The sequence below is a fragment of the Flavobacterium sp. genome (genome assembly GCF_965277525.1).
Lineage (GTDB): Bacteria > Bacteroidota > Bacteroidia > Flavobacteriales > Flavobacteriaceae > Flavobacterium.
Map to the genome: position 1 here is coordinate 340,965 of NZ_CBDIDC010000006.1, position 19,977 is coordinate 360,941.

A 19,977-nucleotide genomic window follows, 5' to 3' on the forward strand; every position below is an offset into this window, starting at 1 on the left:
GAGGCTATTCAAATATACTCATTTTATTAAAATGAACTTATATTTCTTATATGGTTCACTATTTTTTACAATTCTGAAATTTGGAAATCTAAAGCTTTTAAATCATTCCAGAAATCAGGATAAGATTTTGAGACTACCTCAGCATCTTCGATGATAATGGGTACTTTTAATGCTAATGGTGCAAATGCCATTGCCATACGATGATCGTTGTATGTAGCAATTTTCACATTATGATTAATATTTTCTGAAGCTGTCAAAGTCAAACTATCATTTGTTACTGAAATGTTTGCCCCTAATTTTGTCAACTCAATTCTCAGTGCTTCAAGCCTGTCTGTTTCTTTTATTTTTAAAGTATGAAGACCGGTTAAATGACAACCAATTCCTAATCCTAAACAGGTTACTACTATAGTTTGTGCAATGTCAGGTGTATTGTTTAATTCAAAATCTATGGTTTCAAATCTAAAATTCTCCTGTTTTACCAAAGTCATTTTGTTGTCCTGAAACGTCGTTTTTACTCCTAATTTCTCATAAAGCGAAACTAATTCAGAATCTCCCTGCAAGCTGTTTGCTTTATAACTGCTCAATGTGATTGAAGCTGTATCTGCCAAAGCCACTAAACTAAAAAAGTAAGAGGCTGAACTCCAATCTGATTCTACAACCATTTCTTTTGATGCAACCTCAGCTTTCGGGTAAACTTTAATTACATTTCCCTCAAAAGTGGTTTGAATATCTAAATCATTTAGTAAAGCTAACGTCATTTTGATATACGGAATTGAAGTAATTTCTCCTTCTAAAGTCAATTCTAAACCATTTTCTAATTTTGAAGCCACTAATAAAAGTGCCGAAATATATTGACTGCTAACATTGGCTGCCAAAGTAACTTTTGATGCGGTCACTTTTTTTCCTTTGATTCGAATTGGCGGATAACCTTCTTCTTTTTCATAAGAAATCTCCACTCCCAATTGTCCTAAAGCTTCCACTAAAATCTTAATCGGACGTTCCTGCATTCTTCCTGAACCTGTCATTACCACTTCGCGGCCTTCGTTTACAGCAAAATAAGCGGTTAAAAAACGCATTGCTGTCCCGGCATGGTGGATGTCTACAATTTCGTCATTGCCAATAAGGGCTTTTTGCATTACTTCACTGTCATCAGAGTTTGAAGTATTCGAAAGTGTAATATTTGGAAACAACGCTTTTAGTAATAATAAACGATTGGTTTCGCTTTTTGATCCTGTTACTGCAATTTGACCTTTTAAGTTATGTTGAGTTGTCTGAAGTAGTAAATTCATTTTTTTAATTGTAAGTTGTAAATTATGAATTATGAATGATTAGGAACATAATTCAGTCACGCAATTTACTACTCCCCATTCATAATTCAAAATTCAAAACTGATAATTCAAAACTTATGCGTGATATTTCACAATTATTTTAATTTATCGTTGTTTTTATGGCGGTCCTTATCTCTAATTGATTTTAAATCCATCTTTTTATCAAAGGCGGCCTGTAAATCAATTCCGGTTTGGTTGGCAAGACATAAAACTACAAAAACCACATCAGCCAGTTCTTCGCCTAAATCTTTGTTTTTATCACTTTCTTTTTCTGACTGTTCACCATATCTTCGGGCAATAATTCGGGCAACTTCACCAACTTCTTCCGTAAGTTGTGCCATATTTGTCAATTCATTAAAGTAGCGAACACCGTGTTCTTTTATCCAGGTATCAACATCAAGTTGTGCATTTTTCAAGTCCATAGTTATATTTTTTTAAGAATAATTTTTTCATTTTGACTAACAATCATCTTCTCGAAAAGATCTTTTAATCCATTATACTGATCTGCTGCAAAAATACTATTGTTAATTTCTTTTGAACTACTTATTTGAATTTTATTGCCTTCACCTAATACATTTAATACATAGACGATCTCTTTATTCTCTGATACAATCTTAACAGGAGTTGGTAACGACTCTATTGCATATCCTTCCGGAATTTCTAAATTCAAATTGAATTTTTCCTGAGTTGGATATCCAAAATAAACTGGCATTTGTCTCACTTCCTGAGTAAAAGGATTTTTAGATCTTGTAAAAAACAATAACGGGTTTATAAAAATTTTACCTCCAATAATTTCTATTCTGTTGTCTGACATTAAAGAAAATGTTTCAATAACCGGCTCCTGAAAATTCGTTTTTTTATTCTCAATGGTATAACTGGAGATTTTCAGATCTCCTAATTGCTCTTCTAATTTTTCGAGATAACTTTCCTGATTTCTATTGGCGTTTTCAACTCTAAAACGATAGGCATCATAATCTGTCCTTTGAATTCTAATCTTGCCTTCTACTTTGCCCAGGTTATCAATTTTGACCATCAGATTCGAATATTCTTTTGATACTACAGCAGGTACTAAATTAATTTCTTCCGAGGTTCCATCATCTTTTATCAGCCTTCCTCTCCAATTCAAAACATTTAAGGGCAAAATCCCCGGATAGGTGAATTTATGTGTTGCATCCAGTAAAATTTGGTTCCCGTCAATTTCCGCGGCAGCTATCACATAATTAAAACCTGTTCTTGTGGGATAAACCGGAATTCCATTTTCTGTCGTACTTACCAAAACCGGATTCACCTCTATTCCTGCCAGTTTTAACATACTGATTAATATAAAATTAATCTCGGCCACATTTCCGGTCTGATCTGCATACGCTTTTTTTACACCCTTGTCTGTGTAATAATCATTCACTTCATTCCAATTCATTTTATTCTGAACGAATTTAAAAACGACATTCAATCGCTCCTTTTGAGACTCAACATTCGTTAATAATCGTTTAACATCTTCCAGTAAAAAATCCCTCTCGTTAAGTTCTTTTCCAAAACTTTTATCTTTAAAAATAGTAGTTGCCACGCCTTCCCAGGTTACCGCATAATCTTTTACAGGCTGATCGGGATAACGAACCCTGTCTAATTCATGCTGAATAGATCCTCTGTAATTTTCTATATTATCTACATACGGCTCTATTATTAAAGCCGGAATATCTTTTCCTTTATAAAAAGCACTTATTTGTTTATACGAAATTCCTTTTGATCTGTTATAATCATCTTCAAAACTTTGGCTGCCGTTGGTCAATTTTGACTCTGTTTCGACTTTATGACCTCCAACCAAAATGGGTTTATAGATGTAATACTCCGGAATGTCTGTTTTATATTCAAAGTAATTGACCGGAATTTCATATTGAAAATCGAAATCCGGTAATTTTACAATGTTCTCAGATTTCAAAGTGTATTTGTATTCTATAATCGATCCTACTTTTACATTAGGAAGGGTTATTGTTTTTTCATTCCAAAATTTATTTACTTTTTTCTTAAAAGTTCCCTGGTTATCCAGTTTTGTCTTTACAATTGATCCATTTTCTAAATTATAGGTAATTGCGTTTGAAAACTCTAATCGGTCTTCGCTCAAAGTTTCATAACCTATATAAAAACGCACTTTTTGATCGGCCCATTTTACTCCTTCTTTTTTGTAAATTTTGATTTTAAATTCATAAACATGATTCGCTGAGAAACCTTTGTCTTTATTAAACGTAAAAAATGTTTTTCCTTTTTTAAATAAAATTGCAGCAGGCGCAGTCGTATCTTTTGGATTGACTTTTTCTTTTAATTCTGCAACAGTAACTTTTCCTAAATCATAATTTTGCGCCGTGACTTTTGAAATTCCAAGAAATAAAAAAACAACTATTATTAAGTGTTGAAACTTCATATTAAATTCTCTTTAAAACAATTTTCTCTGTTTCTTTTGCTATCATCCCTTTATAATACTCTTTAAGCATTTCGTATTTTTCAGTAGAAACTATCGCATCATTGATTTGATGTTGAATACTGATCTGCAATGCGTTGCCTGTCGAAGCAATATTAAACTTAAAGCTACCTAAATTATTCTCCATATTCATGACTAATGGCTCAGGTAATACCTCTGTCGTATATCCTTCAGGAATTTGAATCGTAATATTGTATTTATCTATAAAAGGGAATCCAAAATCAACCGGATATTCTCTGACTTCCTGCTTAAAAGGATTTTTTTCGTTAGTCAAAAATAACATTGGGCTTACGTATATTTTTCCGCCTATTACTTCGCATAAATTATTCCCTGTAAACGAATAAGTTTCTATCGTAGGTAATAATAATTCTTTTTCATTTGTTCGTGAATAATCGCTTATCTCGATTTTATTATTTTGATTTTCAAGTTTTTCTAAATATTCTTCTTCCTTTATACCAGCAATCTTATCTCTTGTTATCATGGCATTATAATCTGTGCATTGTCTTCTGGTTTTTCCTGTTACCTTACCTTCGGGATCAATACTATAATTCATAAAAACAATGTCGTTTGATGCTTTTTTAGGCATTAAATCGACTTCTTCAGAACTTCCGTCTTTTCTTATCAATCTTCCTGACCAGTTTAAAGCTCTAAAAGGCAAAACATTAGGAGTTGAAAATTTATCAGACGCATCTAACAAAACATTTCCATTTGGTGTTTCAACAGCGGCAATTACATAATTAAATGCATTTCTATTCGGGAAAATTGAAATTCCGTTTGAACGTGTACTTATTAAGACCGGATTTGCGGTTAGACCAGCATAACGCAACATTGCGGTTAGCATTAAATTGATATCGGCAATGTTTCCTGTCTTTTCTTTATATGCTTTCTTAACACCACTATCACAACTGTAACCGGTGTAATCATTCCATTTTACATTCGCTTTTACGTGATTAAAAATCGCCAGAATTTTTTCTTCACTAGTATTTTTATCTGCTAATATTTTCTTTAGATCTTCTTCAAAATATCCTGTTTTATTTAATTCGGGACCAAAATCATCGTAATCATAAATAGTTTTTGCAACTGAATTCCAGTCAGTAGAGTACATTTTTATTTGTGAATTTGGATATTTTGTCATTGATAATTCATGCTGAACACTTGAAGTATAATTGTCAATATTATTGACATATGCTTCATCTTTCATCGCAGGAAAATCTAAGGCTAAATAAGTAGTTTGCGTTTCTGTATAATCTAATTTATCTGTCGAAAATGTTGTCTGGGTATTTCCCCATCCCCCGCCAGATCTTTCTTTGTTCGTGAAAGTTATTGATCTTGGATTTGTTACTGTCGTAATCTTAGGAAAAACATATCCCTTCTGTCTTGAATTAAAGACATAATATTCCGGAACATACGTTGAAAACTCTGAATAATTTACTGGTACACTGGTTTGAAAATCCCAATCTCTAATCATCCGATCACTAGGGCTTCGTACCTGATAGCTAAACTCAATAATGGAACCTTCTTTGACATTTGGCATCGTGATCTTTTTTTGACCTCTGAACTTATTAACGATTTCATCAAAAGCACCATCACTTTTTAGTTTTGTTTTTTCAATTTTACCATTTACTAAGTTATACGTAACAGCATCAGCAAAACTTACTCTTTCTTTAAAACCATTCGAAGAATAATACCAAACGCTTTGATTTGCCCAATTATAACCTTCTTTTTTATAAATTTTAATTCTGGTCTCTACATCAGTTACCGTAATAAACCCATCGTTCTGATCATATTCAATTCTGGTTTTTCCTTTTTTATACAAAATTGCAGCAGCGGCTGATGAATCTTTGGGATGCATTTTTTGCTCTAATTCAGCAACTGATACTTTTCCTAATTTAAATTCCTGCGCTGTTACTTTTGGAATAAACAGCAACACAGTCAGTAGACTAAAAAGTTTAATAAATTTCATTTTGGTTAGTTCTTGGTTAATATAATTTTGGCGTTATCATTTCTGGACACTTGCTCCATAAAGAGACGATATTCATCATATTCTTTACTGGAATAGTTCCCTTTATTTAAAAGCATCGAACGTTTGTAGATCAGTTTATTGTTTTCTTTTTTGATGATTTCAGTTTTGTATTCTCCATATTTTCCTTTCAATTCAAAGTTGGAAGGTAAAAATTCGATCGTAAAACCAGTTGGCAAATTAATTTCGATTTCATCCGTATCTAAATAACCACGTTGCATTTGAAATGGATTTTTTCTATTTCTAATTCTTTTTACATTGCCGGAACTTTGATTGAAAGCATCAACAGTAAAAATCATTTTATTGGCTGAAATTGTCGCATAATTTATCGCACTTACCTGAACCTCCTCTGTAAAACAAATATTTTCCTTGTTGTTGGTAAACACCATTTTCCCTAATTTCAGGTTATTGATATTGCCCCAGTAGTCTTTATAATGCGATTCTTTTTCTGTTGGCTGAAAATTCTCTATTCTGGCTTTTGAGCTATATTGAGAACCTTCAGAAACGATTACAATCGAACCAGAAAAATTTCCTTTTTCGTCTAGCGTATAAGTCCCTTTGTCTTTTTGGGTATTTCCAAGATCTTCATATACCGTAGTGCGAACAATTTCTCCTCCTTCGGGTTTGATAATCAAAACATCACGATCATCTGTAAAAGTGCCCTGATATCCAAAAGGATCATCCTGGCTGGTACATTCTAACCAGGTATAATGATTGCCATTAGGAATCGACAATATCATGTGATTGCCCTGCATCGATACAAAATCAGACTGAATATTTGTTTTATAAGTGTCTCCATATAAAACGGTATTGTATGAAGGAACATCTACAGCCTGCAAAAGTGCTTTTGTATAATTCGTCAAAGCTTTGCAATCGCCATAACCCAGGCGGTCTACATCTGTAGCCAACATGGGTTTCCAGCCACCAATACCAACCTGAATACTAACATAACGTGATTTTTTCTGTACAAAATCATAAACTAATTTTGCCTTTTTAACAGGATCTTTTTCTTCTCCAACAATAGCCCTTATTTTTGTTTTTGTTTCTTCTGATAAATCCGTTGTACCGGCCAATATTTTTTCAGAATACCATTTTCCAAAATCAGTCCAATTCGTAGCCGTACCATCAACCCCTTCGAGATGAAAACGTTCTAAGCCCATCATTACTTTAGGAAACAAATCTTTGACTGAAGGACTGTAATCTTCTTTCTTCTGTCCCATTACATTCGTTATCACATAAGAAAGTTGGGTACTGGTATCGGTTGTTTTCTTTACATTAAAACCTGAAAATTGAAATTCTTTCTTTTTAAACCCTAAATCAGGAGGATAGGTAACATTTAAAAGAGCTTTTTCGATACTGGTATAAAATCCTCTTAAAGGCATCCAGTTTGGAAGAAAAGCAGTTGATGAAGTTTGAACTTCACTACTGAATTCAACTGTAAAAGGGTATAAAATTGGGGTATAATCTAAATAAATTATTCTACTGTCTGAGAAAAGAGTGCTTCCTCCAACGACACTTTGATCTTTAAAATCTTTTCTTTTGATTCTTTTGATTTCTTTACCAAAGGCATCATACACTATCGCTTCGATATTTTTGACTGAGGTTGATTTATCGTAATATTCGTAAGCTTGTGCAGCATCAAACCCTTTATCGTTTAAAACCGTAACAACGCGATGATTTTTAGTATTCATGCTTCGTTGTGACAAAATGGTAATATCAGTTTGATCAAAACGAACTACAGCATTGGCATTTTCTTTAAGACTATCTGCAATTGCAGCAACGGCATACTCAATCTTTTGAGCCGAAGAAATAAGGGTAAAGAAGAAAAAAATTAATGCAAAAAAACAGTTTTTCATTAGTAAGTAATTTCGCCAAATATATATTATTTTTAGAAATCCTTAACACTCGTCTAATGTTTTTTTAATCTTTGTTTTTACTGTCTATTAAAATAGTTACAGGCCCGTCATTCAGCAAACTAACTTTCATATCTGCACCAAAAACACCCGTTTGAATTTTCTTATTGAATTCCTTTTCTAAAGATTTTACGAAATTCTCGTACATAGGGATAGCAAACTCTGGTTTTGAAGCTTTTATGTACGAAGGACGATTTCCTTTTTTTGTAGAAGCATGAAGTGTAAACTGACTCACCACAATAATATCACCGTCGATATCCTGAACAGAGCAGTTCATGATGTCGTTTTCGTCACCAAAAATTCTCATTTTTATGATTTTCCCAACCAGCCAGTCAATATCTTCCTGCGTATCCAGATCTTCAATTCCAACTAAAACCAACATACCTTTCTGAATATCAGCTACTTTTTGATGGTCAATAATTACTGATGCCTCGGAAACTCTTTGAAGAACTACTCTCATATTAATGGTGAATGATGAATTATAAATGGTAAATTATTGAACCACAGATTACACGGATGAAACAGATTCTTTGAGCTTATGATATGAAAAGATGTACTGCAGTGCATCTCTACAATAAGATCTTATTTTTTATTGGAATTTGGAATTTAAAAAAATTAGAATTTAATTAATAATTACTTCCTCAACTCATCACTTGCTTTTCGATCTTCATCGTAAGAATCTGTACGATAGTTTTCGTCATCGCCTTCGAGAATTTTAAGGTAACTATTATAACGTGACCAGGCAATCTCATCTCTTTCTAAAGCGGCTTTAATAGCACAATGTGGCTCGTCTTTATGCAAACAATTGTTGAACTTACATTGGTCTTTTAGTTTAAAGAACTCTGGAAAGTAACCGCTGATTTCTTCTTTTTGCATATCAACAATTCCAAAGCCTTTAATTCCCGGTGTATCGATGATTTTTGCATCAAAAGACAAATCATACATTTCAGCAAAAGTTGTAGTATGCTGACCTTGTTTACTGGCTTCAGAAATGGTTTTGGTTTTAAGATGCAATGAAGGTTCCATGGCATTAACCAAAGTTGATTTCCCTACACCTGAATGTCCGGAAAACATACTTACTTTACCAATCATCATTTCTTTTAATTCCTCAACACCTTTCATCTCTGTCGAAGAAACACGAAGACATTTGTAACCTATTTGCTGATATACATATTGCATATACAACTGATCCTCAAGAGTCGGCTCATCAAAAGTATCTATCTTATTAAAAACTAAAATAGTTTCGATATTATAGGCCTCGGCAGTTACCAGAAAACGGTCTATAAAGTTGAATGTTGTTGGTGGATTATTAATGGTAATCAATAAAAAAACACGATCAATATTCGACGCAATAATATGCATTTGATGCGATAAATTAACCGATTTACGAACGATGTAATTTTTTCTTTCGTGAATATTAAAAATCGTTCCTGTTAAAGCATCAGAGGTTTCCTCGAGTTCATAATCGACAATATCACCTACAGCAATAGGATTGGTACTTTTGATACCTTTCATCCTAAACTTCCCTTTCATACGGCATTCTATAAAATCGCCTTTTTCTGATTTTACAGTGTACCAACTTCCTGTAGATTTATATACGAGTCCTGTCATTCAAATTTTAGATTGTTCATTTTAGCTTTTAGATTATTCTGAAAACTAAAAAATATTAAAAGGCAAAATTACGTTTTTAGAATTGAACAACGCAACTTCGCCTTTTAAAATTAGGAACAGATGCTAAAAAATCCCTTATTTACCAAACAATTTCGGCTAATATTTCATTTTCCCTGATTTTTCCTAACTGAATTGTTTTTAAAATTTTAGTTGTTTTCCCGGCTCTTGTGGTATAAATTTCTACCATAACCGTTGCGGGGCCATTTTCAGTCAATTCACTTTCACCAAAATAATTCGTTTTAATTTGATATTTTCCTTTCACGGCATTTCGAATTAAATATTGTTCCGGACCATAACCTTGAGTAAAATCTTTAGAGAATCTTGCTCCGGCTTGCGTATCCTTATGTCCATAATAACACTCTTCACCCGTTGGTTCAATAATATGCAAATCTAAGTCAACATCCATTAAGTTCCAGTTCATTATAATTCGAATATCAATCGGCATTTTTGCTAAATATTTTTCATCAAGTTTACCAGTTTTTAAATTTTTATGCCCGATCATCAAACGGTTGATATCCATTAAAATAATATCTTCTACACCTTCATATTGACCACTCATTTCTCCATAATAATTCACTTCCAATGCTTTAATCAATTCATCAAAAGCTTCTTGATATCTTCCCGCATCTTCAAGAGCCAATGCATAATCTCTCAAACTTTGTGGTTCATGTGCTCTCCATTTTGCAATTTGTCCTGCTGTAAATAAAGCATCATCAAAATCCTTCCATTGGCGTAACGTATAGGTTAAGGTTTTATAAAGCTGATGATTCTCTAAACCTAAATCAGCAATATTACTTATGACTTGCAATGCTTTTTTGACATCACCCTGATTGTAGAAAAAATGAGCTACATCGAAATAAAAACCCGGATTTCTTTCCTGCCCGTTTCGTAGTTCAAAATACAACTCGTATTGTTTTTCTCTTGGTGCAGATGCCAAAACTTTAAGATATAACCTATCGGGATTCCAGGCTTTAGTTTCGTTTTCTATTATGTCTGATTCCCCATCTTTTGTAATAACATTTATCACCCCATTTGATGCGCTGCTTCCATAAACTGCAGTTGCAAAAGCATCTTTAAGAATATCTACCGAGGTAATTTTATCCTGATCCAAATCTGACAATTCACCTTCAAAAGGTTTCCCGTCTACAATTATCAAAGTTTTTTTTAAAATCGGCAATGAAAGCTTCTCATCAAATATAACTCTATTACTACTCACAGAGGGTGAAGCAGCAATTTGAACTCCGGCTACTTTACCAGCAAGCGCTTGTGGTATATCAGCATTTTTAGAAATACTTTCAGCTGAAACAGATTGTACCGCATAGGAAACATCCTTTTTTCGGGACGTTCCATAAGCTGTTACAACTACTGATTCTAACTGTGCTGAATTATTTTGTAGTAATTGCACTCTAAACTGATTGTTTCTGCCAATGTTTAACTGAGAAGATTCATAACCAACAAATTCAAATTTAAGAATACTATTTTCCGGAGCTTGTATCGTAAATTTACCATCAAAGCCAGTACTTACCCCTTCTCTTTGCCCATTTACTGTAACATAGGCTCCTGGCAATGGCAAGCCAGCATTATCAACAATAACACCCGAAACAGATCCTGCCGGAACTCTTGTACTTCTGCTTGAAGTTACGTTTGAAACAGTACTATTATTTTTATTGTTCAGTCTTGGAGGAGTTTTAACTTTTGGTTTCGGCAGCGGTTTTGGAGTTGAATATTTGATATCTTTTTTCCACCAATTATTTAAACTTTCAAAATAACTTTCGATACTTTCCCAATTATTTTTTTGCTGTGCTAAACGGGTATCATTTTCCTGTTTCTTAATTCGGTCAAATTCGGCACGTAATTCTGCCGGCGGAATAATATCGTAAGCGATATAATCCCGAATATCTTCCAGAACAATTAAGGATGTATTTTGGGTTATAATTCCATACTTCTTTCCCAAAAGTTCTATTTCATCCGCATTTTTAGCATATTGAAAATCAAGATTCGCTATCTTTTTCTGCGCCCAAAGTTTTTCAACGTTTACATCATTTGTGTTTTGAATACCTGCATCGAGAGTAATTTTTCGTTCTAGAACAGCTTCGTTAGTATAGCCGAATAACAACGTAATTTCATTTTTTGGTTTTAAGGAAATCCCTGAAAAACTAAAACTTCCGGAAGCCGAAGTTCCCGGCATTGGAAACAGATCTGTTATGGTATAATTTTCTTTAATACCCAAAAACTTCAAATTCGTATTCACCAGTTTATCCAGGGCACTTTCTAAATTTAACTGATTTAGATTAATAACATTACCACCCGTTTGCATGGCCGAATAATTCAAAAAAGCAAAATCAGCAGAAACTGATGATGTGATTGTATAAAGAGGCTTTCTCGTTTTTGGTAAAAGATTATCACTCAAAGAAGATAATCCGTCAGAGAAAAATAAATATTCGTCATTGTTGGTGAAATTTATTTGCGAAAAGCGAGTTCCACCATCATACTTTACATGCTCTAAAACAACTTTTAGTTCAGACCAATTTCCATTAGAGATGCTATATTCTTTTTGTTTTTCAAAAGTATAATTCAAGAAGTATAAGGTTACTTTCGTGTTCTTTATTTTCTGAAAGTAAGTATCCAGCAAAGCCAGTTCTTTTTTTACATCTCTTGTTTTGCAGCTTAAGGAATTGTCCCAGATCAAACCAATAGAAACCGGTGTTTTCTTAGCGATCTTATGTCCTTCAATAAAAGTATTGCCATAAAAATAATGCTGTCCACCCACATTCTGCATTACAACACTTGGCGCATTTTCCTGAATCGGAATCTTAAAAAGTAACTTTTCAGAAGGCTGGTAATTTTCTTTTTTTATGGAAGCCTGAAAAGATTGGTTCCATTTTGAAAAAGTAATTTCATCACCGGAATGTTCTGCAACAGTGGGTGACACAGAAGTTCCTAAAACCGAAACATTCATCTCAAAATTATCCAGTTTTTTAGGATAACGACTCACCAACTGATACGAAAGATTATCTTTATCAAATGCAGAAAGTTCTTCTTCGTAACCAATAATTACAGTTCGTTCACCATTTGGCATGATAGGATAAATTCTCGTTCTAAAGTTATTTCCATCTACTTTTTCTAACAATCCCGGATCAACGCGACGGTGTTCGATGGCTTCAAAAACTTGTTTTCCTTTATTTTTATTTACAGGAACTGCTTCACGAATTTTACCATTAATATCAATCGCATATCTGGACACCGAAACATTTTCAGGTAACGGAAAAATAAGCTCACCCTCCATTTGACGGGTGCCTGAATTAAAGAAATGCATTTCAGCAGTGGTATAAGCGATATTTCCTACCACTTTCACATTGACGATTAGCTTATTCATTCCCACTTTTTCAGCATCGTCACCTTTTACTGTTAGTTCAGGGCTTTGTGCGAAAGTTTTTGTCCCGAAGAACACTAAGAAAAAAAGCAATACTTTCAAGTTTACTTGAAAAATTCCTGGCTGAGATATCCTTATTTTTGATTTCATAACGCAATAGTTAAGTTTGTATAGTACTATAGAGTGAACGAAATCTAAAAAGGTTGGAAAAGAAGTAATTTTATTTCAAAAAAAATCTCCAAAGCCCGAAAGCAATGGAGATTTAATATAAAAAAACAATCTATTTTTAAAATTGTGACATAAGAAAAACTACGAGCTAATTTTAATAAAACTTAAATTAACTTATATCACTTATATGGTTTAATTTAAATTATGCATTGAATATTTTTTCCTGATGACCAATACTTTCCTGGTGGATTGCTTTGAACATTCTTAAAACAAATTCTTCAGTAAGACCTTTTTTCTCTCCTTCAAGAATCATTTTTCCTAAGATTTCATTCCAACGGTTGTTTTGAAGAATCGCTACGTTTGCATCTTTTTTCACCTGACCAATTTCGTCCGCTACTTTCATACGTTTTCCTAACAATTCTAATAAGTTAGCATCAAGAACGTCAATGTTAGCTCTTAGTTTTGTCATTTTTTGAGTGTATTGATCTGTTGTATCATCCGTTTTTCTGATTGTCAAATCTTTAATGATTTGTTTCAAAGCGTCCGGAGTAACTTGTTGAGCAGCATCAGACCAGGCGTTGTCCGGATCGTAGTGAGTCTCGATAATCATACCATCGTAGTTCAAATCTAAAGCTTCCTGCGTTACTTCAAAAATCATTTTACGATCTCCTGTAATGTGAGAAGGATCAATGATTAAAGGTAAATCAGGGAATTTATTTTGCAATTCGATAGCAATTTGCCATTCCGGAATATTTCTGTATTTTGTTTTTTCGTAAGTAGAGAAACCTCTGTGAATAACTCCTAATTTCTCGATTCCAGCCATGTGTAAACGCTCAACACCACCTAACCATAAAGCTAAATCCGGGTTTACAGGGTTTTTAACCAAAACGATTTTATCCGTTCCTTTTAATGTATCAGCAATTTCCTGAACGGCGAATGGATTTGCAGTTGTACGTGCACCAACCCATAAAACGTCGATATCATGTTCTAAAGCCAGTTTACAATGCGCTGCAGTCGCAACTTCAGTTCCCATTAATAAACCAGTTTCTTTTTTAGCTTTTTGTAACCATTTTAAACCAATTTCTCCAACACCTTCAAATCCTCCCGGACGCGTTCTTGGTTTCCAGATTCCGGCTCTGAATACACTAACTTTTGAATCTTTCAATTCATGAGCAATTTTCAATACTTGATCTTCTGTTTCTGCACTACATGGTCCTGCTATCACAAGTGGGTGATTCAAATTGAAATCATCTAACCACTTTCTCATTTGTTTGTTATTTTCCATCTTAATTCTATTTTTACTTTTTAATTGTTAATCCGTTTAATATTTCTTTGATTTTATTGGTGCTTTCCATTTCTTCAAAAATGGCATTGTAATTTTCGTCTTTTAACAAATCCCTAAACCGACTCAGATTTGAAATATATTCTTCTAATGTTTCAATCACGTGTTCTTTGTTTTGCTTAAAAATCGGCGTCCACATTGCTGGCGAGCTTTTTGCTAAACGAACGGTACTTTCAAATCCACTTCCCGCCATGTCAAAAATATCCTGTTCATCCTTTTCCTTGTTCATTACCGTTTTCCCAAGCATAAACGAACTAATGTGCGACAAATGCGAAACGTAAGCAATGTGTTTATCGTGAGAAGTAGGGTCCATATATCGAATCCTCATTCCTATTTCGCTAAAAAGCTTTAATGCTTTTTCCTGCAGTTTAAAAGTGGTTTTTTCCACCTCACAAATGATGTTTGTTTTTCCTTTAAACAAACCTCTTATCGCTGCCGAAGGTCCTGAGAACTCTGTTCCCGCTATCGGGTGCGTGGCGATAAAATTTCTTCTTTTTGGGTGACTGGCAACAGCATCACAAATTGGTTTTTTAGTCGAACCTACTTCAAAAACAATCGTTTTATCTCCAACCAAATCCAACACTTTAGGTAAAACCACCAGCGCCACATCTACCGGAACCGAAACAATTACAAAATCAGCATCGGCCAATTCCTCAAAGCTTCCTGCCTGATCGATAACGCCTAAATCAATTGCTTCCTGCAAGTGTTTTTCGTTACTATCAATCCCAAAAATAGTGGCATCAGGATGTTGGTCTTTGATGTCCAGCACCATCGAACCTCCTATTAACCCTATTCCTATTACGTATACTTTCATATTTATTTTTATTAGAAGCTGTTTCCTACTATCCGTTTCAATCTTTTTCTCGGTAAAACCTCAAAAAAGGATTTACACTTCTATCAGGGCTAAGGCTTCTCGTTTTTTCAAGACCTTTTATCTTTTTCTGCCATCCAGACAAACTAAACCAAAAAATCTAAAATATTGATTCTTTACTCTTTGCTCTTGCTTCTAAAATCTATCAATCGCTTCTTGTACTTTTTCTTCTTTCACACACAATGAGAATCTGATATATCCTTCACCATTACTTCCGAAGATTGTTCCCGGAGTGATGAAAATGTGTTTCTCGTTTAATATTTCGTCAATGAACTTTTCTGAAGATTCGATTCCTTCCGGCAATTTTGCCCAAACAAAAAGTCCGACTCCTGCTGCATATACTTTGCAACCTAATTTTTCTGCTAATTTTTCTGTTAATTCTCTACGGCGTCTGTAAATTTTGTTTTGGTCTTCAAACCAGGATTTATCACAATTTAAAGCGGCAACTGCACCTTTCTGGATTCCGTAGAACATTCCGCTGTCCATGTTGCTTTTTACTTTTAGGACTGCATCGATAATTTCAGGATTTCCTAAAACCATCCCCACTCTCCAGCCAGCCATGTTGAACGTTTTACTAAGCGAATTCAATTCTAAAGCCACTTCTTTCGCTCCTTCAACCTGCAATAAACTCATTGGGTTATCATTCAAAACAAAACTATACGGATTATCGTTTACCAATAATATATTGTGTTTTTTAGCAAAGGCAACCAATTTTTCAAATAACGCTAAACTTCCTCTTGCTCCTGTTGGCATGTGCGGATATCCCAGCCACATAATTTTTACTTTCTTCAGCTCTAATTTTTCTAAAGCTTCAAAATCCGGTTCCCAGGCATTTGCTTCTTTCAAATCATAATAAACCGGAACTGCTCCAACCAAATTAGTTACCGAAGTATAAGTAGGATAACCCGGATTCGGAATTAAAACGTGATCGCCTTCATTTAAGAAAGCTAACGAAATGTGCATAATTCCTTCTTTCGAACCCATCAAAGGCAAAATCTCATTATTGGAGTTCAACTCAACACCAAACTGATTCTGATAAAAATCTGCCATCCCTTTTCTCAATTCCGGTAATCCCTGATAGCTCTGATAACCATGCCCGTTTTCATCTTGAATTGCCGCAGCGACTGCCTCAATTACTGCTTTCGACGGACTCAAATCAGGGCTTCCAATTCCCATATTGATAATAGGTTTTCCCTCAGATTGTAGTTGACGAACTTCTCTCAATTTTGATGAGAAGTAGTATTCTTCAACTGTATCTAATCTTTTTGCTGTTGTAATCATGATTTATATATATTCTCTTTTAGAATTTTATTTTCTTTTTTGTCCTCCTGAGCGAAGTCGAAGGACAACTTCTAACTTTTAACAAATAACTTCTAACCTATTTAAGGTTTGGTATTTTTATATTCTCCCAAAACCTTTAAATATTCTGCCATTATGTTTAATAACGTTTTGGCTTTTGCAAAATCCTCGTACTTCTCAAATGTCACATCTACGAAAAACGAATATTTCCAGGGTGTTTCAATTTTAGGTAACGACTGAATTTTTGTTAAATTCAGCTTGCAATCGCTCATTACATTCAAAACTGCGGCTAAACTTCCTCTTTTGTGATCCAGTTCAAATTTGATTGACGCTCTGTTAATTTCGTTTTCCGGCAAAAATGAATTTTGCTTTTTAATGATCACAAAACGGGTCATATTGTTTTTGATCGTCTGAATTTCCGGTGCGATGATATCCAGATCATACATTTCTGAAGCCACTTTACTTGCAATTGCCGCAATTCCGGTTAATTGTTTCTCCTGAATTCTTCTTGCCGTTTCAGCGGTATCTTTGTCTTCAACTAACTTAATGTTCGGATACTGTTTTAAGAAATCCATACATTGTAAAATTGCCATTGGGTGCGAATGAACTTCTTTTATATCCTCGATTTTCTGACCTCTCAACGTCATTAAATTTTGGTGAATGCTTAAATAATGCTCTCCAATAATGTGTAAATTATTCTTGTCAATCAAAGCATAATTTGGGATAATGGGTCCTGCAATCGAATTTTCTATTGCCATAACTGCCTGATCCGATTTTCCTGAAAGCAGGCTGTCAACCAATTCTTCAAAAGACAAACATTCATCAATTTCGACGCTTTCAGAGAAATACTCTTTCACAACCTGATGATGAAAAGAACCTTTTATACCTTGTATTGCAATTTTCGTTGTCATATATTCAAAAAAAAATCCTGATTTTCATCAGGATTGTATATTAGTTTTATTTGTCTTTTAATTTTCTCAAATAACCATAGCACAATCCTCACTTCTACTAAAGAAGAAATAAAAAGAGTTGCTAAAATAAAAACGGTTATTAGACATTTTGTTTGTGTTTTTCAATAAATTCTCTGCGAATGTATAAATTATTTTCAGTGCACCAAAAAAATATTGCATTTTATGAAACAAAAAAGGATTTCTTAACAAATTTATGATGTTTTGTATGATAATATAAAAAAATGGGTTTAAAATGAGATATTTACAATTGGTTTTTTCTAAGATGCTAAGATTCTTAGTCGCTAAGTTTCTAAGTTTTTCACTTATCGCTTAATCTTTTTGTCCAATTTTTAGGAGAACGAGAAGTATGAAAAACACCGATAACAATTATTTCATCTTTTTCAAACCGATAATGAATTCCATAAGGGAATCTTGATATAAATCTAATTTTTATGTTTTTTTATTTCTTTTGAAAAGCATCCGGATTCCTCAATATTTCCTCTATTCCAGCTTCTAAACAAAGTTCAAAATCGTACGAAAGTCCCAATCTTTGCTTCTCATACCAGAAAACTACATCTTCAATATAAAATAAAGCCTCTTTTGTAAAATGAATTTTAGGCATTATCTAATAGCTTTTAAATGAGCCTTAACTTCATCCCATGAATAAAGTTTGGTTTTCCCCTCTTCTAAATTTTGTATTCTAATATCTAATTCTCTTTTAACCTCTTCAGAAATTTCTAAATCATTTTTAGAAACACTGTCCCATAACTGTTCAGCTAAAACAATTTTTTCAGCATTGCTATATTTAGATAAATTTTTAATTTCCATAATCCTTATATTTAATTGAACATCAAAAATTTAATCAAATTTAATTTTGAAAACAGAATATTTTAGCCCCGATTGAAGTGGAAATCCTTTTGTGCCGGTCCCGATAGCTATCAGGAGGCACAAAAAATTGTAACGAAAAGCGGGAATAGCTCCTAAAAAATTAAAACAACCCGGAAACCGGCTGATTCTTTATTCCAATTTTAGAATAATCGAAATTCATTTTTTGCTGTAATAAAGAACCATACACACTTCTAAAATCAATTTCATATTTTAAATCGCCATTATCTAAATTCGTTAAATCAGGATTCTTTCCTAAAATTGTTCCTTTATTATTGCCTCCGATAATAAACATGGGTGCTGCAGTTCCGTGGTCTGTTCCGTTTCCGTTGTCTTTTACGCGTCGCCCAAATTCAGAGAAAACAACAACTGTGACATTTTGAAGCAATTGCGCTTGTTTTAAATCCTGATAAAAACTGAATAAAGCATCATTTAAAGTAGTTAGTTGTTTCTCTTGAATAGCAAGCTGATTGTCATGTGTGTCGAATCCGCCAAGCGAAGTATAATATACTTTTGAGTTTAGGTTTCCTTTTATTAATCGGCCGATCCATTCCAGGTTTTTAGATAAATCCGTTTTAGGATAACTGATTTCTGATTTTGATTTCGCCAGCGCTTTCTGGATTTCATCAGATCCTTCGGTAACAGAATTGGCTATTTTTCGAACAAAATCCAATTGCGGATTATCCGATAAGGTTGCATTTTCTTCTTTATCTGATTTTACCTTAAATCGATTTGGATCTTTTACGGTTATCGAATTGGGTTCCATTCCTTTTAATGCCAGATTGTCGATCGAATCGAGATTTATTCCTGCTGTTGCCTGATGACCGTTGCATTGTAAATCTAAATACCTTCCTAACCAGCCTTCGTTGATGTATTTATTGGAATCTGTTGCCGTTTGCCAAATTTCCTGACTTCTGAAATGAGACCGGATAGGTTCCGGATATCCCACATTCTGAATCACGGTTAAATCTCCATTTTGCTGCATTTGGGCAAAATCTTTTAAGGAAGGATGAAAAGCCATTCCCTGATTTTTCCCAACAACAGCATCTTTACTCAATGCAATTTTGGTGCGTAAATCATAATACAACGGATTATCGTACGGAATAAAAGTATTCAAACCGTCGTTTCCTCCGTTCAATTGAACAAATACAATACACTGCTCCCCGATTACCAAGTTATTTTGCGTACCAAAAGCGTGTAAAAAATCAGGAAGTACCAGCATTCCGCCGGTAAAAGTTCCTGTAAGCGTTAGAAAATTCCTTCTGTTCATAGCTGTAGCTTTCTAAATTAATTGATATTCGGGTAGTTTTGTCATGTAATCAAAGAGCCGTATTACGGCGAAATTGGCGTGTTCCTCTTTGGGATCAAAATCGTATTTCAGTAAATTCTCCATGTCTTTTTGCATGGAATCATTTACTTTAAACAATAGTCTGTTAGACAATTCGGTAATTATGGTTTTATTATTTCCGTCAGGATCAAAGTCGATTTTAATGTCAATTTTCTCCAATTCTGTTTTTGGCTTTTCAGTATCCGGAGTCATGGTATTCAATACTTTTCTGGTAATACTTCTTCCGCTGCAAAGCAAATCTGAAGTGTTGTTGCGTTGCAGATAAATCTGAGAAGTTAGCCAGGAATTTCCCCCGTCCCAACCTTTTACATTGACCTGATTGTACAGATCCATTCC

General features: G+C 33.9%; 16 protein-coding genes. All 16 read right to left on the bottom strand.

Annotated features, from left to right (window positions below):
- Positions 1-65: 65 nt before the first annotated feature.
- Positions 66-1,289, bottom strand: a complete 1,224-nt coding sequence (gene aroA / locus ACQY44_RS16910) for a 3-phosphoshikimate 1-carboxyvinyltransferase (protein WP_428231475.1) — start codon at positions 1,287-1,289, stop codon at positions 66-68.
- Between the two features lie 134 nt (positions 1,290-1,423).
- On the bottom strand, positions 1,424-1,750 hold the full coding sequence (locus ACQY44_RS16915; RefSeq protein ID WP_041518431.1) for a nucleotide pyrophosphohydrolase: 327 nt from the start codon (positions 1,748-1,750) through the stop codon (positions 1,424-1,426).
- A 2-nt stretch (positions 1,751-1,752) separates the two neighbouring features.
- On the bottom strand, positions 1,753-3,744 hold the full coding sequence (locus ACQY44_RS16920; protein WP_428231476.1) for a DUF3857 domain-containing protein: 1,992 nt from the start codon (positions 3,742-3,744) through the stop codon (positions 1,753-1,755).
- Position 3,745: 1 nt separating this feature from the next.
- The gene (locus ACQY44_RS16925; protein ID WP_428231477.1) at positions 3,746-5,764 is read right to left on the bottom strand and encodes a transglutaminase domain-containing protein; all 2,019 of its coding nucleotides are present in this window, start codon (positions 5,762-5,764) and stop codon (positions 3,746-3,748) included.
- A gap of 5 nt (positions 5,765-5,769) precedes the next feature.
- Complete coding sequence (locus tag ACQY44_RS16930; RefSeq protein WP_428231478.1) at positions 5,770-7,677, bottom strand: DUF3857 domain-containing protein; 1,908 nt, start codon at positions 7,675-7,677, stop codon at positions 5,770-5,772.
- A 64-nt stretch (positions 7,678-7,741) separates the two neighbouring features.
- A complete protein-coding gene (gene dtd, locus ACQY44_RS16935; protein WP_428231479.1) occupies positions 7,742-8,194 on the bottom strand; it encodes a D-aminoacyl-tRNA deacylase in 453 nt (150 codons plus the stop codon).
- Positions 8,195-8,367: 173 nt separating this feature from the next.
- Complete coding sequence (gene rsgA, locus ACQY44_RS16940; RefSeq protein WP_428231480.1) at positions 8,368-9,345, bottom strand: ribosome small subunit-dependent GTPase A; 978 nt, start codon at positions 9,343-9,345, stop codon at positions 8,368-8,370.
- A gap of 139 nt (positions 9,346-9,484) precedes the next feature.
- Positions 9,485-12,928 (bottom strand): VIT domain-containing protein, encoded by a 3,444-nt coding sequence (locus tag ACQY44_RS16945; protein WP_428231481.1) that lies wholly within the window; start codon positions 12,926-12,928, stop codon positions 9,485-9,487.
- A 220-nt stretch (positions 12,929-13,148) separates the two neighbouring features.
- Entirely contained in the window at positions 13,149-14,231 is a 1,083-nt protein-coding gene (locus ACQY44_RS16950) for a chorismate mutase (RefSeq protein ID WP_428231482.1), read from the bottom strand.
- Positions 14,232-14,244: 13 nt separating this feature from the next.
- Entirely contained in the window at positions 14,245-15,102 is an 858-nt protein-coding gene (locus ACQY44_RS16955) for a prephenate dehydrogenase (RefSeq protein WP_428231483.1), read from the bottom strand.
- A gap of 192 nt (positions 15,103-15,294) precedes the next feature.
- Positions 15,295-16,440, bottom strand: a complete 1,146-nt coding sequence (locus tag ACQY44_RS16960) for a pyridoxal phosphate-dependent aminotransferase (protein ID WP_428231484.1) — start codon at positions 16,438-16,440, stop codon at positions 15,295-15,297.
- A 101-nt stretch (positions 16,441-16,541) separates the two neighbouring features.
- Positions 16,542-17,369, bottom strand: a complete 828-nt coding sequence (locus ACQY44_RS16965; RefSeq protein WP_428231485.1) for a prephenate dehydratase — start codon at positions 17,367-17,369, stop codon at positions 16,542-16,544.
- Positions 17,370-17,868: 499 nt separating this feature from the next.
- Positions 17,869-18,030 (bottom strand): hypothetical protein, encoded by a 162-nt coding sequence (locus tag ACQY44_RS16970; RefSeq protein ID WP_428231486.1) that lies wholly within the window; start codon positions 18,028-18,030, stop codon positions 17,869-17,871.
- The gene (locus tag ACQY44_RS16975) at positions 18,030-18,236 is read right to left on the bottom strand and encodes an addiction module protein (protein WP_428231487.1); all 207 of its coding nucleotides are present in this window, start codon (positions 18,234-18,236) and stop codon (positions 18,030-18,032) included. Before ACQY44_RS16975 ends, ACQY44_RS16970 begins: the two co-directional genes overlap by 1 nt.
- A gap of 160 nt (positions 18,237-18,396) precedes the next feature.
- Positions 18,397-19,563: a DUF1501 domain-containing protein gene (locus ACQY44_RS16980; protein ID WP_428231488.1), complete on the bottom strand. Its 1,167-nt coding sequence runs from the start codon at positions 19,561-19,563 to the stop codon at positions 18,397-18,399.
- Between the two features lie 12 nt (positions 19,564-19,575).
- Positions 19,576-19,977 (bottom strand): DUF1800 family protein (locus tag ACQY44_RS16985; protein WP_428231489.1); only part of this gene is annotated, 402 nt, incomplete at its 5' end.